Raw genomic sequence first — 19,360 nt, forward strand, 5'->3', positions numbered from 1 at the left:
GATTTTAGATTATATGAATACTAATTATAGATTTGAGAACATAATACCTTTTGGTTTCCCTTACAGGTCATCAATTATTAGACTATGTGCTTTCTTCTTTTTTCTATGTTCTTTTTACTCTTTTTCTCAAGTTAAAACTGAAGTTGATACAACTAAAATCCGAATTGGAGAACAAATCAATTATAAAATAAAAGTCGAAGTCGATTCGTCTGCACTGGTTGTATTTCCTGAAGGACAAACATTTACGCCTCTGGAAGCTGTTGAAGCTCTAGACATTGATACCACTAAAAAAGATACTAAGTTTTTATTATCTCGGGTATATAAGCTTACACAGTTTGATTCGGGTTCATATACCATTCCTAGACAAAAAATTATAATAGACGAAAAACTGTTTTTTACAGATTCTCTTCGAATAGATGTCAATACCATAGAAGTAGATACTACTAAACAAAAGCTCTATGATATTAAGCCTATAATAGAGGTTGAAAAAAGTGGAAGTAATTGGTGGAAATGGTTACTAGGAACATTAGTTGCTATTGCGCTAGTCGCTTTTTTATTATGGTGGTTTATATGGAGACAAAAACCATTAACAGAAGAAGAAGAGATAGCACTGTTACCGCCTTATGATCGTGCAAAATTAGCTCTGCAAAAATTAGATGAGAGTCAATATTTAATACGCTCTGAGGTTAAAGAATATTATTCAGAACTAACACTAGTCATAAGAAAGTATCTCGATGAAAAAGTTTATGACCGTTCGCTAGAAAGTACAACAGACGAATTGATCTCAAGATTACAGCTATTAAAAGAAGGTAATCAATTCGACTTTTCTAAAGAGACTTTGAATAATCTCGAAACTATTTTAAAGCGAGCTGATTTAGTAAAATTTGCTAAATCTGCACCAGATACTGCACTTATTGAAATGGATAGATCAACCATTGAAAAAGAAATAGAAAGTTTAAAAGCGTGCCTGCCAGAACCTACTGAAGAAGAGAAACTATTAGATCAGCAGTATAAAGAAGCACAAGAACGTAAAAAGAAGCGCCGCAAAATTATTTTAACTGTAGCGATTTCTTTATTCCTACTCATTGCCACATTTATAGGCTTTGGTATTAAATACGGTTTTGGTTATGTAAAAGATACGATTATTGGTCATGAAAGTAAAGAATTACTAGAAGGCGATTGGGTAGAGAGCGCATATGGTTATCCCCCAGTTTGGGTTGAAACACCAAAAGTATTACAACGTTACGAACCAGAAATCCCAGCCCACCTTAAGGACAGCATTAACATGACTGTTTTCCAATATACAAGTGTTATGAATTGGTTTTATATCAATATCAGCACAACCAATAAGCTAAATAAGGAAAGTACCATAGAGTTTAAACAAGCACCAGAAGCTGCAATAAAAAAGCTCGAAGAAAGCGGAGCAAAAGATATTGTAGTAAAAGGAGAGCAATTTATTACACCTAATGGCGCAGATGGCTCAAAGACATACGGAACAATGAAATTCAGCATCCTCGGATCAGATGAATTAATTGATGGTGAGTATGCTATCTTCCATTTTATTGCTGAAGAAGTAATGCAACAAATCATAATTAAGTGGAAATCAGACGACGATTATGCGGATGAAATCGTAGAACGTGTTATAAACTCAATAGAAGTTCTTCCTGATGAAATCCAAGAAGAAGACGAAAAATAATGTTTGAGAATATAGAATTTTTAAATAGAGAATTGTTTTGGTTTCTATTGCTTTTGCCAATAGCCATAGCTTGGTATGTCTTTAAACACAACAAACAAACAGCAGAACTAAAAATATCTAGCATTAAAGGGTTTAAAACCACCTCATCGTTTTGGTCAAGGTTTAGACATGTGCTTTTTGCTTTGCGTCTCATCGCTTTAGCCTTATTAATTACAGCATTAGCAAGACCTAGAACTGTAGATGTTTCTACAAAAACTAAAACTACACGAGGTATAGATATTGTGATGTCTATAGATGTTTCAGCAAGTATGTTAGCTAAAGATTTACGACCAAATCGTTTAGAGGCACTAAAGGAAGTTGCAGCAGATTTTATAGATGGTAGACCTAATGATAGAATAGGTTTGGTAGAGTATGCTGGTGAAGCTTATACAAAAACACCAATTACCAGTGATAAATCTATTGTACAACGCTCACTTAGAGATATTAAATACAATACAATTATCGAAGGTGGTACAGCTATTGGTATGGGGTTAGCAACTTCAGTAAACCGATTAAAAGATAGTAGAGCAAAGAGTAAAGTCATTATTCTACTGACCGATGGTGTTAATAATTCTGGATTTATAGATCCTAAAATTGCCAGCGAATTAGCTGTAGAGTATGGTATTAAAGTATACACCATTGGGCTGGGAACTAATGGAATGGCTTTATCACCAATTGCCATTAATCCTAATGGAACCTTCAGGTATGGACGTCAACAAGTAGAAATTGATGAAGACTTGTTAGAAGAAATAGCAGAAGTAACTGGAGGAAAATATTTTAGAGCAACCAACAACAAAAAATTAGCAGAAATTTATAACGAAATCAATAAGCTCGAAAAGACCGAGATAGAAGAAAAGAAGTATTACAATTACGATGAAAAATATAGACCTTTAGTAGTATTAGCAGGTTTATTATTATTAATTGAAATACTATTACGAAATACAATATTTAGAAGCTTTGTTTAGACTCGATGAAAAAATATGGTTTTGGACGTTATTGGCTATTCCAGTAATCATTTTACTATTTGCTTTATTGCAAATATGGAGGCGTTCTGCGCAGAAGAAATTTGCAGACTCGGCTCTATTAAAGCGTTTAAGCCCAAATCAATCACTTCTAAAAAGTGTATTGAAAATATTGATACTAAGCAGTGCTTTTGCGTGCTTGTCACTGGCATTAGTAAATCCAAAAATTGGCACCAAGCTCGAAACCGTACGTAGCCAAGGAGTTGATATTGTCTTTGCTGTAGATGTCTCCAAAAGTATGTTGGCAGAAGATATCGCACCAAACCGATTAGAAAAATCAAAACAACTGGTTACACAAATCATTAATAGTTTAGCAAGTGATCGTGTTGGTATTATTGCCTATGCAGGCAAAGCCTTTCCGCAATTACCTATTACAACAGATTACGCATCTGCAAAAATGTTTTTACAGAATATGAATACTGATATGCTGTCGTCTCAAGGTACAGCTATTCATGAAGCTATTCAACTGGCAAAAACCTATTATGATGATGAAGAACAAACCAATAGAATATTAATTATTATTTCTGATGGTGAAGACCATGGTGGAGAAGCCATTGATATTGCAGAAGAGGCTAATGAAGAAGGGATTAGAATTTTAACTATAGGGGTAGGAGACAAAAAAGGAGGTCCTATACCAATAAAACGAAATGGTGTAGTGCTCAATTACAAAAAAGATAGTAAAGGAGAAACTGTTATTACACGTTTAGACGAAACCACTTTAAAGGAAATAGCAGAGGAAACCAATGGAGTTTACATTAATGGAAGCAATACAACCGAGGTCGTAGAAGCTATTAAAGAGGTACTTAACAAAATGGATAAAAAAGAGTTTGAATCTAAACAAATTGCTGATTTTAAAGACCAGTTTCAATGGTTTTTAGGTTTGGGCATTCTATTGTTATTCATAGATTTATTCTTTTTAGAACGTAAAACAGCTTGGTTAAAGAAACTAAACTTATTTAATGAAAATTTTTAAATTTTCTTTAACGCTAATAAAACATTGGGTTTATTACTTTTAAATTAAAGTACAAAAACATGAAATTTTACTTAGTAATATATATAACATTAATAGGGCTTTCTGGGTTTTCGCAAGAAGGTGATAAAGCACGAGTAAAAGCTGAGAAAAAAGCAACAAATCTAGTATATAATGCTAATGAACTGCTTGAAGAAGATAATTATGTCGAAGCTGAAATGGAATATAGAAAAGCCATTTCTAAAGCACCAAATAAAGCTGTTGGCGCTTATAATTTAGCACATTCGTATTTTAGAAAAGGAAATTTTGACGAAGCGCTATTTAGAAGCCAGGAAGCAGCCAAGAATGCAACCACAAAAGACGAAAAACATAGAGCATATCACAACATTGGTAACATTTTAATGCAGAATGAATTGTGTAAAGAAGCTGTAGAAGCGTTTAAGAGTGCTCTGAGAAATAATCCTACAGACGAAGAAACACGATATAATTTTGCCTTAGCTAAAGAGTGCGCAGAAAAGCAAAAAGATGGTGGTGGCGAGGATGATAAAAAAGACGAAAACAAAGACGAGGAAAAGGATAAAGAAAACGAAGAAAAGAAAGAAGACGAAAACAAGAACGAAAAAGATAAAAAAGACGAAGGGGATAAAGACAAAAAAGAAGGAGACAAAGAAGAAGACGAAAAAGGAAAACCTAAAGATGATAAAAAGGATGGTAAAGGTGATGATAAAAAAGACAAGAAAAACCAAAAACCAAAGCCAAAACCTGGGCAAATGTCACCACAACAAATAAAGAATATACTTGAGGCTATGCAAAATCAAGAACAAAAAGTACAAGAAAAGATGAACGCTGAAAAGCAAAAAGGAGCAAAGGTAAAAACTGAAAAAGATTGGTAATTCAGCTGATAATAACAGTATTCCGATTTCTGCATCTTGCAAGATTGTGATAGCTATAAAAGCCTTAGTCTAAACCAGCAGGTATAGTAGAACATGTAATGAAATTCGCAAAACACATATTAATAATATTTATATTACTTGTAACAGGTATAGCTTCTGCTCAGGTAAAATTTGAAGCTAAAGTCAGTAAGAAAAAATTGGGCGTTAATGAGCGTTTGCGTATAGATTTTGAAATGAATAAAGATGGGGACAATTTTGTACCACCAAGTTTTAAAGATTTTACCGTAGTAGGTGGACCAAATACATCTTTAATGAATTCTTATGCAAATGGAAAAAAGTCTTATCTAAAAACTTACAGTTATTTTTTAGCTCCTAAAAAACGTGGTAAACTAACTATTAAGCAAGCCACAATTGAGATTGATGGAGAAGTCTATAAAACATTTCCAGTAACTGTTAATGTTACAGCTGCTGTAGACCGACCAAACGCTCCTCCGGGAGCATCAGAAATTGCCTCAGAGAATATTCATTTGGTTGCTGAAGTTTCTAAAACCAACCCATACTTAAATGAAGGATTTACAGTGGTTTATAAGCTATACGTTTCACCAGAAACTGGAGTAAGTAATTGGAGAGAAAAAGACAATCCCAGATATAACGATTTTTGGAGTCAAAATATAGAAATTAAAGGGCTTAATATTCAAAAGGGGTTATACAAGGGAGAAGAATATCGCTATGTTGTACTTAGAAAAACAGTCCTTTATCCTCAAAAAACAGGAAAATTAAAAATTGAACCGTTGGTTTTAGATATTACTGTAGAGGTACCCACTGGCAGGGCTGATATTTTTGGTCGTGCAATAATGACCAAAGTGCCCAAGACAGTAACGGCTGGTAGTAGAACCATAAATGTAAAAGCATTACCAGAACAAGAAAAACCATCTGACTTTAAAGGTGCAGTTGGCGATTTTTTATTTAAAGTAACGACCTCAAAAACAGAGTTAGACGCTACAGAATCGCTTCAGGCAAAAATTGAAGTCACTGGAAAAGGAAATCTAAAGCTCTTTGAACTTCCTAAGCTAACCACTCCGAGCTCCTTAGAGGTTTATGAACCAGAACACAGGGAAAATGTACGTACTAATTTAAGTGGTATGCAAGGTCGTATTTCAGATACTTACACTATAGTACCGCAATATCGTGGAAAATATCCCCTACCACCTATTTCGTTTTCTTACTTTGACCTAAAAACAGAAAGCTATAAGCGTATTACCTCAGATGAAATAGTAATTAATGTTTTAGAGGGACCTACAGCTGCAAGTACAAATAATACATCTACAACTAATGCCTCAAAGCAAACCGTTAGACCAAATACCAATGCTTTTGCCTTTATAAAAACAGCAACTAATTTCTCTAGTATAAAAAATACGCCGTTTTTTAAATCTAAGGGGTTTTGGTTCTTATTATTATTACCGTTTTTGGCAATTCCGTTAGCAATTATAATTAGAAAGAAAAAAGACGAACGCAATGCAGATGTGCAGGGTAATCGTATTAGAAAAGCAGACAAACTAGCTCGGAAATATTTAAGTGAGGCTAAGAAAAACTTAGGACAGAAAGAAACATTCTATGAGTCTCTGGAGCGAGCCCTTCATAATTACTTAAAAGCTAAGTTACATATTGAAACCAGTGACTTCAACAAAGAAAAAATTGAAACATTACTTTTAAAACGAAAAGTGGATAATGCTGTAATATTAGATTTTATTTCAATTTTAGAAAACTGCGAATTGGCGCGTTATACACCAATAACTCAAGTTACTATGCAAAATGATTATGATAAGGCTGCAAAAACCATTTCATTAATCGACAAACAAATAAAATAATGAAGCCATTTATTTTTATGTTATTATGTTGTTGTAATCTTTTTGGGTTTTCTCAAAGCGACAAGCGTTTTGAGAATGCTAACACTTTATATAATGAAGGAAAATATGCCGAAGCCATTGATAGCTATTTATCTATATTAGATTCTGGTGTACACTCTTCAGAATTATACTATAATCTGGCAAATGCTAACTATAAACTCAATAATATAGCACCAAGTATTTTCTATTATGAAAAAGCACTTCTACTTAACCCTAATGATGACGTAATAAAAGACAACTTGTCTTTTGCTCAAAAAATGACTATCGATGCTATTGATAAAGTACCAGAAGTTGGTTTTTCTAAAATCATTAAAAACGTAATAAACACCTTTAGTACTGATACTTGGGCAAAACTTGCTATTAGTGGTGTCTTTGTATTTGTATTACTGTTTTTAATGTATCATTTTTCTTATAACACATCAAAAAAGCGAATTGCTTTTATTACAAGTATTGTGGGCTTATTGCTTGCTTGCTTTTCTGTACTTATGGCATTTCAAAAAGAGCATTTAAATAAAAAAGACAATCCCGCTATTGTATTTGCCCAAGAAAGTAGAGTAAAAACTGATCCCAATAAAAATTCTGAAGAAGTGTTTCGTCTGCATGAAGGCACTAAAGTACAAGTTTTGGACAGCTATGAAGATTGGTATAAAATTCAATTAGCAGATAATTCTACAGGGTGGATTTCATCAAAGGATATTAAATTATTGAAAGCTTTTTAGAACTTATTAACAGGGTAGTATGTTTCAAAAGTGTTATATTTGTTTTAGCACAACCTATGATTTCGAAAAAAAACTTAGCACTTTTTTTCATGATACTATTCATGTCAATAATAAGTGCACCAACCGTAATTGCATCATTAGACAACTCTTTTGATACATCGATCTTCTTTAACATTAATGAAGAAGAAGAAAAGGAAGGTGTTAAACTTTTACTTGAAGATGTATCACTGGATTTAGAAAATTACTTTTTAGATAATCTAAAAACAGATAGTGATGGCTATACTTATAAAAAGTACTCCAAGCCACACCTCAATTTAATTTCTCCACCTCCAGAGAGAATTTAGCATAACTCCTTTTTTTTATTACTAATGACCAATAACTCGTGTAATGGTCTAAATCATTAATTCTGTTTTAGGACGGTTTTCCTAAGACGCAATCTTTTATATTATGTTTAAAACATTAAAAAACGACATACCTGCAAGTATAGTTGTCTTCTTTGTAGCACTCCCTTTATGTTTAGGAATCGCTTTAGCTAGTGGAGCTCCATTATTTTCAGGCTTAATTGCTGGTATTATAGGTGGTATTATTGTAGGGTTTTTAAGTGGATCTCAAATTGGCGTTAGTGGTCCAGCTGCTGGACTCGCAGCTATTGTATTAACTGCTATCACAGCACTAGGAGGTTGGGAAAACTTTTTAGTTGCAGTAGTATTGGGAGGTATAATTCAAATAGCCTTTGGAGTATTAAGACTCGGAATTATCGGTTACTACTTCCCGTCATCTGTTATTAAAGGGATGCTTACAGGAATTGGTATCATTATTATATTAAAGCAAATACCTTATTTCTTCGGAATCGATAAAAATCCTGAAGGGGACTTTGCATTTTTACAGATAGATGGCGAAAATACTTTTACCGAATTATTAAAAGCTTTAAATGCTTTACTAAGCGGTAATTTTGATAAAGGTGCTACTATTATAGCGCTTATTGCTATAACAATACTTATTTTATGGAGTAATGTGCTCAGTGATAAAGGCAAATTTTTTAAACTTGTACAAGGGCCTTTAGTTGCTGTAGTAGCTGGTATTGTCTATTTTTTACTCACAAGAGATTCAAGCTTATCCCTTAGCGCTGATCATTTAGTATCTGTACCTGTCCCTGAAAGTTTTTCTGATATAAAAGCTCAACTTGCTTTTCCTAATTTTGAAGTTATTACAAGGACTGACGTTATAATAACCGGATTTACTATTGCATTAGTAGCTTCATTAGAAACCCTCTTATGCGTTGAAGCTACAGATAAGTTAGATCCTCAAAAAAGAGTAACGCCAACCAATCGAGAATTATTAGCTCAAGGTACTGGCAATATTGTGTCTGGCTTAATTGGTGGTCTCCCTATTACTCAAGTTATTGTTCGTAGTTCTGCCAATATTCAATCAGGAGGGCGCTCAAAATCAAGTGCTATTATTCATGGGTTTTTATTATTAATCTCTGTAATTACTATTCCACATATTCTAAATTATATACCATTATCGGTTTTGGCCGCTGTTCTATTCATTGTAGGATATAAATTGGCAAAGCCAACATTGTTTAAAAAGATGTATGAATTAGGATGGAAACAATTTATACCATTTATTGTTACTGTTGCAGGTATTGTATTTACAGATTTATTAACCGGAATTGGTATGGGGCTAGCCGTAGGTATCGTAGTTATTCTTATAAAGAGTTACCAAAACTCTCACTTTCTCCATATTGAAGATAAAAGTAATGGAAAGCACAAAATTAAAATGACACTAGCAGAAGAGGTAACATTCTTTAATAAAGGTGCAATTTTAAAAGAGTTAGATAGCTTACCAATTGATACTTATCTTGAGTTAGATGTTAGAGAAACCAGATATTTAGATAATGATATTATTGAAATTCTTGATGATTTTGCATTTAAAGCGAAAGAACGAAATATAGACATAAAACTAATTTCTGAGAGAGGTATTGTAGAAAACCCTGAGAGCTTTATTGAGTTTTTTAAATTAAGACCAAAACCCGATTAAAAATTGAATTATGAAAGACAGAAAATATAAAATTTTAGTTCTATCAGATTTAAAAGAGTCAACCCAAGTTACACTTAAAAACACTATAGGCTTGGCGAAAATGATTAATGGCTCTATTGAGTTTTTTCATGTTACAAAACCAACAGATATTGTAAATAGTGATAGTCAATTATCGGCTAAGCGTAATATAAACAGACAATTTATTGCTACAGATAAAAAGATAAAACAATTATTAGATCCTGTATTATTAGATTATGATATTAATATCAAACACAAATATGCTATAGGTAATGTTAAAAGTGAAATTGAAAAACGTATAAACGCACTAAAACCAGATATAGTTGTATTAGGAAAAAGAAAACCTAAAGTATTAAATTTTATAGGTGATAATGTAACCGATTATATTCTTAAACATTATAAAGGTGCGGTTATGATCGCATCAAAAGATAATATTATTGACTTTGATTCGCAATTATCTATTGGTGCCCTTAATGACTTTGAAGAAGCTTTTAACAAAGACCTAACAAAAAGTTTGATTGATAGTACTGAAGTTCCTTTAAAAGCGTTCAAAATAGGGAACTCTAATACCAATAAAATAAAAACAACTGATAATGAGAAAAACATAATAGAATATGTTTTTAAGGACAGCCCAGGTGTTGTTGGTACATTATCTGGTTATATATCTAAAAATAATATAAACCTTTTATATCTCGATAGACAGACAAAACACACAAAAGAGGCCTATACAAAAGACCTCATCGATAAAGTTGAAGTCTCATTATTAGTCACTTAACAGCAATGATAAACCACAGCTACCTTGAAGTTAAAATTCTAATTTTTTATCGCTAAATTTAGCTACTTAGATACTTCGTTAAATATAATGCATGAAGAATTTTTTCTCAAATATAAAAGGTGACGCTTTTGGCGGTATAACAGCAGGTATTGTAGCACTTCCACTCGCTTTAGCATTTGGTGTATCCTCTGGGCTTGGACCAAGTGCTGGGTTATATGGTGCTATTTTTATAAGCTTTTTTGCAGCACTTTTTGGTGGTACAAATACTCAAATTTCTGGGCCAACTGCGCCAATGACAGCAGTGAGCATGGTCATTATTGCTGGTATTATAGCTACCAATGATGGTAGTGTTGAGAAAGCCCTTCCTGCGATTCTAACCGTCTTTTTGCTCGCCGGATTAATGCAAATAGGTTTAGGTGCTATTGGCCTGGGTAAATACATACGCTATATACCTTACCCTGTAGTTTCAGGTTTTATGACAGCTATTGGTGTTATTATTTTGGTGACACAAATTTTACCTTCAATTGGTTATTACCCTAAAGAAGATGTCGATTATGTTGAGAAGTTCAAACCACAAGCAGAAGAAGTTATTTTAGAAAATATTTTAAAAGAAGAAGCTGCAGAAGACATTTTAGTCTTAGAAGATTTTAAGGAAACTATTTCTAGAGCAGAAAAAATTACTCAGGCAGATATATTAAAGGAGTCACAAACACTAGCAGCAAAAAATGCTTCTGGTGTTTTGGGTGCAATTAAAGTTTTACCTAGAGCATTAAAAAATATTAATTGGTTAGAGCTGGTTTTAGCACTTTTTACCATAGTTATTATATATGGCTTCAAAAAAATTACCACTAAAGTGCCTAGTACTTTAGTAGCATTAATTGTGATGTCTACGGTAGCTATTTTAGCGAATCTAGACTATAGACCTATACCTCAAATTCCTCAAGGCCTTCCTGAGTTTAAGTCAGAAATCTTTACCAATTTTAATTTAGCAAGTATTAAACCCTATATTTTTACTGCATTGGCATTGGCTTTATTAGGAGCCATTGACTCCTTATTAACAAGTATTGTTGCAGATAATATGACAAAGACCAAGCACATGCCTAATAAAGAATTAGTAGGACAGGGTATTGGGAACAGTATTGCAGCATTATTTGGGGGGATTCCTGGTGCAGGAGCAACTATCCGTACAGTAGTAAATATCAATTCTGGAGGTAAAACAAAATTATCGGGTATGATTGCGGGTGTTTTATTGTTTATTATTCTTTTGGCCATAGCACCATTAGCTTCTAAAATCCCTGCTGCTGTTTTAGCAGGCATATTAATTACCGTTGGTATTGGAGTTATGGATTACAAAGGTTTACGTGCTATCCCAGCAATGCCAAAAGATATTAAAATAGGACCATTAAAATTAAGCTCTGAGGTTTTAATTATGCTTGTTGTCTTGGTTTTATCCTCTGTATGGGATTTAGTATATGCCGTTGGTATTGGTTTAGTTATCGCCTCATTAATGTTTATGAAAAAGATAGGTGATTTAACCGCAGAACGATCTGATGTAAAATCACTGAAAGAGGAAGCATGGGCTGATGAAGGTGATTTTCCTATCAATTTAAAAGAAGAAGTTTTTGTAAAACACATTAAAGGACCGTTGTTTTTTGGATCAACAAGCGATTTTCAGGCTTTGGCGCAACAGATTCCTGATACAGCATCTATAGTTATTATGAGGTTAGACCGTATGCAATATATGGATCAATCTGGTCTCTATGCTATGGAAGATATGTTACAGGATCTAAAACAAAAAGATGTTGAAGCTTTGTTTGTTGGTTTACTTAAACAACCTCGATATATGATGGAGCGTATAGATATAATTCCAGATTTTATTCCAAATGAACATATATTTACAGATTTTGAATCCAGTCTACATTGGATTAAAACAAATGTAGAAGACAAATATTAATATAAAATAAGACTAATATGAAAAATACAGCAATCACAAAAGATGTACAAAGTGCTTTAACACCAAATAGCGTGTTACAAGATTTATTAGAAGGTAATGAACGATTTATAAACGGAACACCCGAAGGAGCTGATAATGCTGCCCTTGTAAACCAAACTACAAATGGTCAATATCCAAAAGCCGTTGTCCTATCTTGTATAGATTCTCGCGTACCTGTAGAAACTGTATTAGATCAGGCAATTGGTGATATTTTTGTTGCCAGAGTGGCTGGTAATTTTGAAAATGCTGATATTTTGGGAAGTCTGGAATACTCATGCAAAGTTGCTGGGAGTAAATTAGTGTTAGTATTAGGTCATGAGTCTTGTGGTGCAGTAAAAGCAGCCTGTGATGGTGTAGAACTAGGAAATATTACACATTTATTAAGTAATATTTTACCTGCCGTACATCAATCTGCTGAAGAAGTAGAAGGAGAAGCAAATTCTTCTAATAAAGCTTTTGTTGCAAAAACAGTAGAAAACAATGTAAAGTTGACAATAGACCGTATTAGAATTAAAAGCCCAATATTAAAGGAGATGGAAGACCATGGTGAGATCTCTATCGTTGGTGGAGTCTATAGCCTTCATACCGGGAAAGTAGAAATGCTTTAGAGTATGTATTAAATACGTCTACTATAAAAAAGCCACTATTTTGTGGCTCTTTTTATGCTTTGCTTTCTGGGTTTTCTTCTTGATCCACATCACTTTTTATAAGATTAGGAAAAATCATAGGCGCTAAAGACTTTACAGGTTTATAGAGCATACTTTCTTCCAAATCTTCTTTTTCCATAAATGGAAGTGTATTATTCAATTTATTAAAAACTATAAGTAAAACACTTAAAATTAGACCAATCTTAAGTGTCCCAAAAATACCACCAGCCAATTTATTAATGATTCCTAATGCTGCAAAGTCTGCAAGTTTTGTTAGTGCTTTTCCTGCAAGGCTTATCGCTAAAACAATAATAACAAAAGTGATTGCAAACGCAACAATATTGATCGTTTTTGGGCTCCAATCGACTTTAGATTCTAATACTTCGGCAGCAAATCCACTGAAGTGAATGGCTCCATATACACCCAAAACTAAGGCAACTAAAGAAGCGACCTCTACAAAAAGACCTTTCATGGCTCCTCTTACTAATCCAAATAATAACAAGGCTCCTAAAACAATATCAATGATACTCATAATACTAGCGGTTTTAGCAAATATAAATTAACTTTGCTAATTCTATAACGTAGATAGTGTTTGATAAATTATGGCTAGAGACAAACAATTAAAAGAACGATGGGAGCTGGTAGTAGAAAAACTTTCTAGTCAGTTTGCTGATGGCGACCGATTAGATTTAGATGCTATTATATATCTAATTGGTGTTCAGGAACTAGGACAAATACACAGAACATACAAAAAAGACCATAAATTAGACCTTATGCATATAGCAATATGTAAACTGTTAGAGCCTTATGGTTTTTATGAATTTGATTTTGTTGATGACGATGGTTGGCCACATTATAAGGTAAAGGAACAATTACCTCACCTCAAGGCTGGCGAACAAAGTGTATTAATGAAAGAAGCCATTGTCAACTATTTTGTTGAAACAGAGTATATCGACTAAGATTTTTTAAATTTGCGGTCTTGAAAAGAAAGGTACTGAAATAAATTCAGCGTAAAATGATAGATAAGTTAAAAGAACTCATTGCAGAAGCCGAAGTATTTACTACACAATCTAAGGAAGAGGTTGAGGCTTTCCGTATTAAATATTTAGGATCTAAAGGTTTATTAAAACAGTATTTTGCTGAGTTTAAAAATGTAGCCAACGAGCACAAGAAAGAATTTGGGCAAACCATAAATCAGCTCAAGAAAACTGCTGAAGATAAGGTTAATGCTTTAAAAGAAGAGCTCGAAGGCAAAGAAGATAACAAGGGTATTTATGGAGATCTATCGCGACCAGGAGAGCCTATTACCTTAGGAGCACGCCATCCAATTTCTATTGTTAAAAATCAGATTATTGATATTTTTTCGCGTATTGGTTTTAATGTTAGTGAAGGGCCTGAGATTGAAGACGATTGGCATAACTTTACAGCATTGAATTTACCTGAATACCATCCTGCTCGTGATATGCAGGACACCTTTTTTATTCAGACCAATCCTGATATTTTATTACGTACACATACCAGCTCTGTACAGGTACGTTATATGGAAAACCATAAACCTCCTATTCGTACGATTTCACCAGGTCGTGTGTATAGAAATGAAGCTATTTCTGCGCGTTCGCACTGTTTTTTTCATCAGGTTGAAGGGTTATATATAGATAAAGACGTCAGTTTTGCTGATTTAAAACAAACACTTCAATATTTTACTACTGAGATGTTTGGCAAGTCTAAAATTAGGTTGCGCCCATCGTATTTCCCATTTACTGAACCAAGTGCCGAAGTGGATGTCTATTGGGGACTTGAAACAGAAACCGATTATAAAATCACTAAAGGTACAGGTTGGCTGGAGATTATGGGCTGTGGTATGGTAGATCCTAATGTCTTAGAAAACTGTGGTATTGACTCTAAAGAATATTCTGGTTTTGCTTTTGGAATGGGTATCGATCGTATTGCGATGTTACTCAATCAAATTAGTGATATTAGATTGTTGAGTGAAAATGACGTTAGGTTTTTAGAACAGTTTAAGTCTGCACTATAATTGAATGATTTTCATTTATATTTTGGATATTTTGATGTTGTAATTTTTTTAATTTTAGTTGTACTTAATATTGTAATTAGAAAATTTCCAAATTCAAGTAGCTGTATTTTTCCAATTATATTTTCAATCCTTTTTGGTTTTCTATTACCATCTGTATCTATGTTTATAGAAATAAAGTTACATAGTCAACCAGGTGATGATGCATTCAATATGCTTTACACATATCTCAGGTTTCCGTTATATTGGATTTTTGGATTCCTTCAGTTTATAATTATATATTTAAGAACCAAAGATTGAATCTCTATATGTTACTCTAAATGTTTAGCACCTTCAACGCTAAACACTGATTTTCTGAACTCGGAGGGTTCTTTCTTACTTAGTAGTTTTAAGTCACCACTAGCTTCTATGAGTTCTCTAAAATGAGCTTCACGTTTTTCAAACTGCTTTTTATTTGAATAGGTTGTGATTAAAATTAAATGAAAGGGTGTCTCTTCATTATATGAGGTTTTCAATAACTGATAAGAATGGATATACCCTTTATTAACTGCTTTAACTCTTAGTTGTTTCCAGTTGTTTTGAAAATAATAGACAGCTTCATCTGTACTATTATTTAAAATCTCTACAGTTTCTATTGTGGTAATTTTTTCGTTGGTTTGACTATAACCTATATAACAGAAAAGTAAAACTAGAGAGAGTAATTTGAGTTTCATTGTTGCTGTTTTTGATAATGAGTTTCTAAATTAAAGAATTCACTTTTCATACTTTTGTATTTAATTTATAATTAACATAAACATATTCCTGCTTTCGCAGGGAGATACTGAATCAAGTTCAGCATAAAATGAAAAAAGATATCCGAATTCCAGAAGTTAAAGATGTACATATTGCAGTTGTGCAAGAAGAGCATTTAGAATACAAAACGCAAGATTGGAATGCCTATATCATTAATAATAGTGATGTAGATCTAGATACAGTTCTTATTGTATCTCAAGGAACATCTGAAACTAAGATGACACCTCCAATGCGGCATACCATTGCAACACTGCCAGCAAGAAGTTATGCTAAGATTGAGTACTTGCAGGAAAAAGTCCTAGAGCTCAATAATTCATTTAAGGTTACTTTTTTTGAAGGCAACCAAATGTTTGATAAAACTTATCTGTTTAGAAAAAACACTATCAATGAAAAGGCTTTGCAGAACCTACCTTTAATGCAGTTAAAAGGTGTTTTGGTGAAGTAAATAGTTGCTGTCAAAAGAATTATAAAATCAACTAGTTTGCGGAGTTATCAGTGCTGCTATTTCTTGAAAGTTTTCTAAAAATCATTACAAAACCACTCAAAATAGCTAGAATTAATAATACTAGTACAAAAACATCAATGAATGCCTGTCTAGGTTTGTCATAAAAATAATAAGCGAAGTAAACCAATATGGTTTGATGAAAAAGGAAAATCAGAGGTTGCTTGAATTCGATTTTCTTTAATTTTTTATCTTTAATAACAAACGTATTAGAGGTATAGTCATGAATAGCTTTTTCATCATCACTAATTCCAGAAAACACACTGACAAATCTGCTTAAAGTCCTTATAATTAATTGAATCTTTGAAGGAATATATCCGTCCTTATCAATGACCATGGTTTGGGTTTGATACTTTCCAAGCGTACGACCAGTATACATTTCAAAAATGAAGTAATAAAAAAATCGCACAATATAATAAACTGCAATTGCAGAAATCAAATCATAAAAAGTCAACCATGCAACAAGAACACCGAGTAATGAGGAAATGACAAAATCAATTATGAGATTATCGCCTCTATCATTCTCATTAGCTAAGTTTAGATTTGTATATATCTCGTTTGTAATCTTCATATGCCACAAATCAATCTAACTTCTCCGTCAGTTTTTTAAATACCTTTTTGGGGTTCTTATTTTCATAAAGTACAGCATAAACCGCATTTATTATAGGTAGCTTTGTCTTTTTAAGGTTTTTTTCATTTAATAAATATGCACTTTTAGCAGCATAATACCCTTCGGCAATCATGTTCATTTCCATCTGGGCAGATTTAACCGTGTAACCTTTGCCTATCATATTACCAAACATTCTGTTTCGGGAAAATACAGAATAACCGGTTACTAATAAATCTCCTAAATACGCAGAGTTATTAATATTGCGCTTCATCTTATGCATTTTTTTGATAAAGCGTTTCATTTCTCTAATGGCATTACTCATAAGTACACTCTGAAAATTATCTCCATAACCTAAACCATGTGCAATTCCGGCTGCAATTGCATAGATGTTTTTGAGCATTACCGCATACTCTACTCCGATAATATCATCACTAATCTTAGTTTTTATATATCTACTCGATAAGTTGTTAGCTAAAGCTTGAGCTTTGTTTGCATCAGCACAAGAAATAGTAAGATAAGATAAGCGTTCTAAAGCCACCTCTTCTGCGTGGCATGGCCCAGCAATAACAGCAATATTCTTAAAAGGAATTTTATAAATATCATGAAAATGCTCTCCTACTAATAATCCAGATTCTGGTATAATCCCTTTTACAGCAGACACCACAACTTTATTGCTAATATCAGTCGATAACTTTTCTAATTCAGTATGCATAAAAGCCGATGGAATTACAAAAATGAGCACATCTGCCCATTCTGCAATTTCATCAATATTATTACTGAGTTTTAATTGTTCTGTATGAAACTCAACAGAGCTTAAATAACTTGGATTATGCTTCTCTTTTAAAATGTGTTCCTTCGCATAAACACTACGCATGTACCAGCCAACCTCATCTAAGTTTTCGCAAAGCATTTTTACAATGGCAGTTGCCCAACTTCCTGCTCCAAAGACCGCATATTTTTTGGTGTCACTCATAGAAATAGTTTCGTTTAAGTCATCCAAAAATAAGCAAATTTTATAGAAGATAAATGAAGTTATTGTATCACGCTGAGCGTAGTCTAAATGCTTTGTTTCATATACTTTACAAGGTTTAGATTATGTTTAGCCAAGCTTAGAGCAAATCTGTTTTTCTGACTTTGGCATACGTTTTGAAATTATAAAAGTAATAACCCTAAAACTGTTAGATTATGAAGACGATAAAATTACTACTAGGATTTGCACTCAGTGCCACATTATTTACTTCGTGTTATACGGAAGAAATAAATATTAATGACAATGGTCCGACAATTTCATTAAACCAATTGCTGCAATCTTACGATTTGTGGTATGTAGATATTAATGCCACCCAAGGTTATGGTGAAACTCCATTTTTGCAGATTGCTTTTACACTAAGCTTTAATAATGGTCGCGTATACGCTAATAACAATTTAGTGGGTATTGGTAGTCAAGGTGGTGGATTGGGAGTACAAATAGGAAACTACGACACCTATAACATGGTCTTGGATATTAATCACGTGGTTGATGGGTTTGCGTCTTTTGATGTTTACCAAATAGATAACCATACTATTGAGCTTTACAATCCTTTTAATGATACGTCCTATTTTTTAGATGGCTATCAACGTTCTGGTTTTGATTATGATTTTGTGTTCTATGATAACATTCACTATTTCTTACAGGAGTATGAAGCCTGGGAAAAAGTCTATACAAGTGATTTTGGTGCTTTAAATGAATTTGACAACGAAAACTATTTACAGTTTTTATCTGGCGGAAACGATTCTACATTTAGAAGCTCACAAGATATAAATGTAAACAATCCAAACGCTATTTACTGGGATTACACAGGAGTTTATGGTGTAGGAGATGTTATAAGAAATAGGTATCTAAAAACATTAACATTAGATTATGATTTCTTTGACAATGAATTCTTTGAACTTAGCGTTATTAATGACGGAACTATAGAGTTGTTCCATGCAAATTCTGGTACAGTCTATGAATTTGAAGGACGTGGCTACATCGCTTATTACAGAAGTTCTGATACGCAAGGCAAGATTACTGAAAAGAAAGAAATGCCTAAAAAGCGTAAGCAAAAAACGCCTAAGGTAGACAACCCTAGAGAACATACAAGGAGCTAAATTTTGGTTGGTTATTTAGTTTCAAAACGCTCAGTCGATACTTGTTGACTGGGCGTTTTTCTTTTGTAACTTAATGATTAAATGCCCCTTATATAAAGCCAACAACTTGAGAAAATAATAGTGCTGCAATTAACGGAATTATGAAAGCACCAGCGGGTGTTAGCACTTATACTCACGGTCTTTTTTGTTTAACACTAGCGGCATCTTAAATACAGCTAATTTCCTACAATATAAATCAAGAACTCATTAGAAACAGTACTATCCCCAAAAATAAATTTTCAGATGTGCTTCAAGATAGATCTTGCTCTTAGAAAAACAAATCGTTTTTCTACTTAATCTTTTAATATGTGTTCTAAGCGTTAGATTATGTCGCTCAATTATATTAGTACAGTATTGAAACTGTTTATGAATTACTTCAGGAATCATACCAGGATAGATATTCAATCCATCTGTGTAAATCCTGTTTGGTTTTAGCAATAACAATTTATTGATTATTGGTGTATGTCTTCAAATAAAGTTGAACTTTTCTGTTAGAAATTTAAGCGAGAAGTTTTACTAATTTAAGCTAAATTTTT

20 protein-coding genes are annotated in these 19,360 nt (G+C 33.0%); 15 read left to right on the forward strand and 5 right to left on the reverse strand.

Annotation, left to right across the window (positions count from 1 at the left end; all coding sequences use genetic code 11):
* Positions 1-13: 13 nt before the first annotated feature.
* The 11 genes from Q0912_RS17005 to Q0912_RS17055 all read left to right on the forward strand — a co-directional run bounded on the left by Q0912_RS17005 (position 14) and on the right by Q0912_RS17055 (position 12,680).
* Complete coding sequence (locus Q0912_RS17005; protein WP_299117369.1) at positions 14-1,696, forward strand: hypothetical protein; 1,683 nt, start codon at positions 14-16, stop codon at positions 1,694-1,696.
* Positions 1,696-2,700, forward strand: a complete 1,005-nt coding sequence (locus Q0912_RS17010) for a VWA domain-containing protein (RefSeq protein ID WP_299117371.1) — start codon at positions 1,696-1,698, stop codon at positions 2,698-2,700. Before Q0912_RS17005 ends, Q0912_RS17010 begins: the two co-directional genes overlap by 1 nt.
* Positions 2,693-3,730: a VWA domain-containing protein gene (locus tag Q0912_RS17015; RefSeq protein WP_299117410.1), complete on the forward strand. Its 1,038-nt coding sequence runs from the start codon at positions 2,693-2,695 to the stop codon at positions 3,728-3,730. Before Q0912_RS17010 ends, Q0912_RS17015 begins: the two co-directional genes overlap by 8 nt.
* 59 nt (positions 3,731-3,789) lie before the next feature.
* Entirely contained in the window at positions 3,790-4,620 is an 831-nt protein-coding gene (locus Q0912_RS17020) for a tetratricopeptide repeat protein (RefSeq protein WP_299117373.1), read from the forward strand.
* A gap of 98 nt (positions 4,621-4,718) precedes the next feature.
* Positions 4,719-6,488, forward strand: coding sequence for a BatD family protein (locus Q0912_RS17025; RefSeq protein ID WP_299117375.1), 1,770 nt, complete (start codon positions 4,719-4,721; stop codon positions 6,486-6,488).
* The gene (locus Q0912_RS17030) at positions 6,488-7,246 is read left to right on the forward strand and encodes an SH3 domain-containing protein (RefSeq protein WP_299117377.1); all 759 of its coding nucleotides are present in this window, start codon (positions 6,488-6,490) and stop codon (positions 7,244-7,246) included. The genes Q0912_RS17025 and Q0912_RS17030 overlap by 1 nt, the downstream gene beginning before the upstream one ends.
* 101 nt (positions 7,247-7,347) lie before the next feature.
* On the forward strand, positions 7,348-7,590 hold the full coding sequence (locus Q0912_RS17035) for a hypothetical protein (RefSeq protein WP_299117380.1): 243 nt from the start codon (positions 7,348-7,350) through the stop codon (positions 7,588-7,590).
* A 103-nt stretch (positions 7,591-7,693) separates the two neighbouring features.
* Positions 7,694-9,286, forward strand: a complete 1,593-nt coding sequence (locus Q0912_RS17040) for a SulP family inorganic anion transporter (RefSeq protein WP_299117382.1) — start codon at positions 7,694-7,696, stop codon at positions 9,284-9,286.
* A gap of 10 nt (positions 9,287-9,296) precedes the next feature.
* Positions 9,297-10,079 (forward strand): universal stress protein, encoded by a 783-nt coding sequence (locus Q0912_RS17045; protein WP_299117384.1) that lies wholly within the window; start codon positions 9,297-9,299, stop codon positions 10,077-10,079.
* A gap of 91 nt (positions 10,080-10,170) precedes the next feature.
* Entirely contained in the window at positions 10,171-12,033 is a 1,863-nt protein-coding gene (locus Q0912_RS17050; RefSeq protein ID WP_299117386.1) for a SulP family inorganic anion transporter, read from the forward strand.
* Positions 12,034-12,050: 17 nt separating this feature from the next.
* Positions 12,051-12,680, forward strand: coding sequence for a carbonic anhydrase family protein (locus Q0912_RS17055; RefSeq protein ID WP_299117388.1), 630 nt, complete (start codon positions 12,051-12,053; stop codon positions 12,678-12,680).
* 52 nt (positions 12,681-12,732) lie between these two features.
* Here the strand turns inward: Q0912_RS17055 and Q0912_RS17060 are convergent, their stop codons facing one another.
* Positions 12,733-13,251: a CvpA family protein gene (locus Q0912_RS17060; RefSeq protein ID WP_299117390.1), complete on the reverse strand. Its 519-nt coding sequence runs from the start codon at positions 13,249-13,251 to the stop codon at positions 12,733-12,735.
* 70 nt (positions 13,252-13,321) lie between these two features.
* On the opposite strand from Q0912_RS17060, the gene Q0912_RS17065 reads away from it, so the two are divergent.
* Positions 13,322-13,678 carry a hypothetical protein gene (locus Q0912_RS17065; RefSeq protein WP_299117392.1) on the forward strand — a complete coding sequence of 119 codons (357 nt, stop codon included), beginning with the start codon at positions 13,322-13,324 and terminating at the stop codon, positions 13,676-13,678.
* Positions 13,679-13,734: 56 nt separating this feature from the next.
* Positions 13,735-14,754, forward strand: coding sequence for a phenylalanine--tRNA ligase subunit alpha (pheS, locus tag Q0912_RS17070; RefSeq protein WP_299117394.1), 1,020 nt, complete (start codon positions 13,735-13,737; stop codon positions 14,752-14,754).
* Between the two features lie 308 nt (positions 14,755-15,062).
* On the opposite strand, the gene Q0912_RS17075 is transcribed toward pheS, so the two are convergent.
* Complete coding sequence (locus tag Q0912_RS17075; RefSeq protein ID WP_299117396.1) at positions 15,063-15,464, reverse strand: hypothetical protein; 402 nt, start codon at positions 15,462-15,464, stop codon at positions 15,063-15,065.
* 128 nt (positions 15,465-15,592) lie between these two features.
* On the opposite strand from Q0912_RS17075, the gene Q0912_RS17080 reads away from it, so the two are divergent.
* A complete protein-coding gene (locus Q0912_RS17080; RefSeq protein ID WP_299117399.1) occupies positions 15,593-15,988 on the forward strand; it encodes a hypothetical protein in 396 nt (131 codons plus the stop codon).
* 31 nt (positions 15,989-16,019) lie between these two features.
* On the opposite strand, the gene Q0912_RS17085 is transcribed toward Q0912_RS17080, so the two are convergent.
* Both Q0912_RS17085 and Q0912_RS17090 read right to left on the reverse strand, forming a co-directional pair.
* Positions 16,020-16,616 (reverse strand): RDD family protein, encoded by a 597-nt coding sequence (locus Q0912_RS17085; protein ID WP_299117401.1) that lies wholly within the window; start codon positions 16,614-16,616, stop codon positions 16,020-16,022.
* A gap of 10 nt (positions 16,617-16,626) precedes the next feature.
* On the reverse strand, positions 16,627-17,628 hold the full coding sequence (locus Q0912_RS17090; RefSeq protein ID WP_299117402.1) for an NAD(P)H-dependent glycerol-3-phosphate dehydrogenase: 1,002 nt from the start codon (positions 17,626-17,628) through the stop codon (positions 16,627-16,629).
* A gap of 212 nt (positions 17,629-17,840) precedes the next feature.
* Between Q0912_RS17090 and Q0912_RS17095 the strand changes: the two genes are divergently transcribed.
* Positions 17,841-18,785 carry a nicotinic acid mononucleotide adenyltransferase gene (locus tag Q0912_RS17095; RefSeq protein ID WP_299117404.1) on the forward strand — a complete coding sequence of 315 codons (945 nt, stop codon included), beginning with the start codon at positions 17,841-17,843 and terminating at the stop codon, positions 18,783-18,785.
* Positions 18,786-19,043: 258 nt separating this feature from the next.
* Here Q0912_RS17095 and Q0912_RS17100 read toward each other — a convergent pair whose 3' ends face one another.
* Positions 19,044-19,268, reverse strand: coding sequence for an IS1 family transposase (locus Q0912_RS17100; RefSeq protein ID WP_366125141.1), 225 nt, complete (start codon positions 19,266-19,268; stop codon positions 19,044-19,046).
* Between the last annotated feature and the right edge of the window lie 92 nt (positions 19,269-19,360).

The sequence above is a fragment of the uncultured Winogradskyella sp. genome (assembly GCF_947498345.1).
Taxonomy (GTDB): Bacteria; Bacteroidota; Bacteroidia; order Flavobacteriales; family Flavobacteriaceae; genus Winogradskyella.

Bases quoted from the DNA above. Each gene is read 5' to 3' on its own strand.
- Q0912_RS17005 (WP_299117369.1), top strand. From the start codon at position 14: ATGAATACTAATTATAGATTTGAGAACATAATACCTTTTGGTTTCCCT.
- Q0912_RS17010 (WP_299117371.1), top strand. From the start codon at position 1,696: ATGTTTGAGAATATAGAATTTTTAAATAGAGAATTGTTTTGGTTTCTA.
- Q0912_RS17020 (WP_299117373.1), top strand. From the start codon at position 3,790: ATGAAATTTTACTTAGTAATATATATAACATTAATAGGGCTTTCTGGG.
- Q0912_RS17025 (WP_299117375.1), top strand. From the start codon at position 4,719: ATGAAATTCGCAAAACACATATTAATAATATTTATATTACTTGTAACA.
- Q0912_RS17030 (WP_299117377.1), top strand. From the start codon at position 6,488: ATGAAGCCATTTATTTTTATGTTATTATGTTGTTGTAATCTTTTTGGG.
- Q0912_RS17035 (WP_299117380.1), top strand. From the start codon at position 7,348: ATGTCAATAATAAGTGCACCAACCGTAATTGCATCATTAGACAACTCT.
- Q0912_RS17040 (WP_299117382.1), top strand. From the start codon at position 7,694: ATGTTTAAAACATTAAAAAACGACATACCTGCAAGTATAGTTGTCTTC.
- Q0912_RS17045 (WP_299117384.1), top strand. From the start codon at position 9,297: ATGAAAGACAGAAAATATAAAATTTTAGTTCTATCAGATTTAAAAGAG.
- Q0912_RS17050 (WP_299117386.1), top strand. From the start codon at position 10,171: ATGAAGAATTTTTTCTCAAATATAAAAGGTGACGCTTTTGGCGGTATA.
- Q0912_RS17055 (WP_299117388.1), top strand. From the start codon at position 12,051: ATGAAAAATACAGCAATCACAAAAGATGTACAAAGTGCTTTAACACCA.
- Q0912_RS17060 (WP_299117390.1), bottom strand. From the start codon at position 13,251: ATGAGTATCATTGATATTGTTTTAGGAGCCTTGTTATTATTTGGATTA.
- Q0912_RS17065 (WP_299117392.1), top strand. From the start codon at position 13,322: ATGGCTAGAGACAAACAATTAAAAGAACGATGGGAGCTGGTAGTAGAA.
- pheS (WP_299117394.1), top strand. From the start codon at position 13,735: ATGATAGATAAGTTAAAAGAACTCATTGCAGAAGCCGAAGTATTTACT.
- Q0912_RS17075 (WP_299117396.1), bottom strand. From the start codon at position 15,464: ATGAAACTCAAATTACTCTCTCTAGTTTTACTTTTCTGTTATATAGGT.
- Q0912_RS17080 (WP_299117399.1), top strand. From the start codon at position 15,593: ATGAAAAAAGATATCCGAATTCCAGAAGTTAAAGATGTACATATTGCA.
- Q0912_RS17085 (WP_299117401.1), bottom strand. From the start codon at position 16,616: ATGAAGATTACAAACGAGATATATACAAATCTAAACTTAGCTAATGAG.
- Q0912_RS17090 (WP_299117402.1), bottom strand. From the start codon at position 17,628: ATGAGTGACACCAAAAAATATGCGGTCTTTGGAGCAGGAAGTTGGGCA.
- Q0912_RS17095 (WP_299117404.1), top strand. From the start codon at position 17,841: ATGAAGACGATAAAATTACTACTAGGATTTGCACTCAGTGCCACATTA.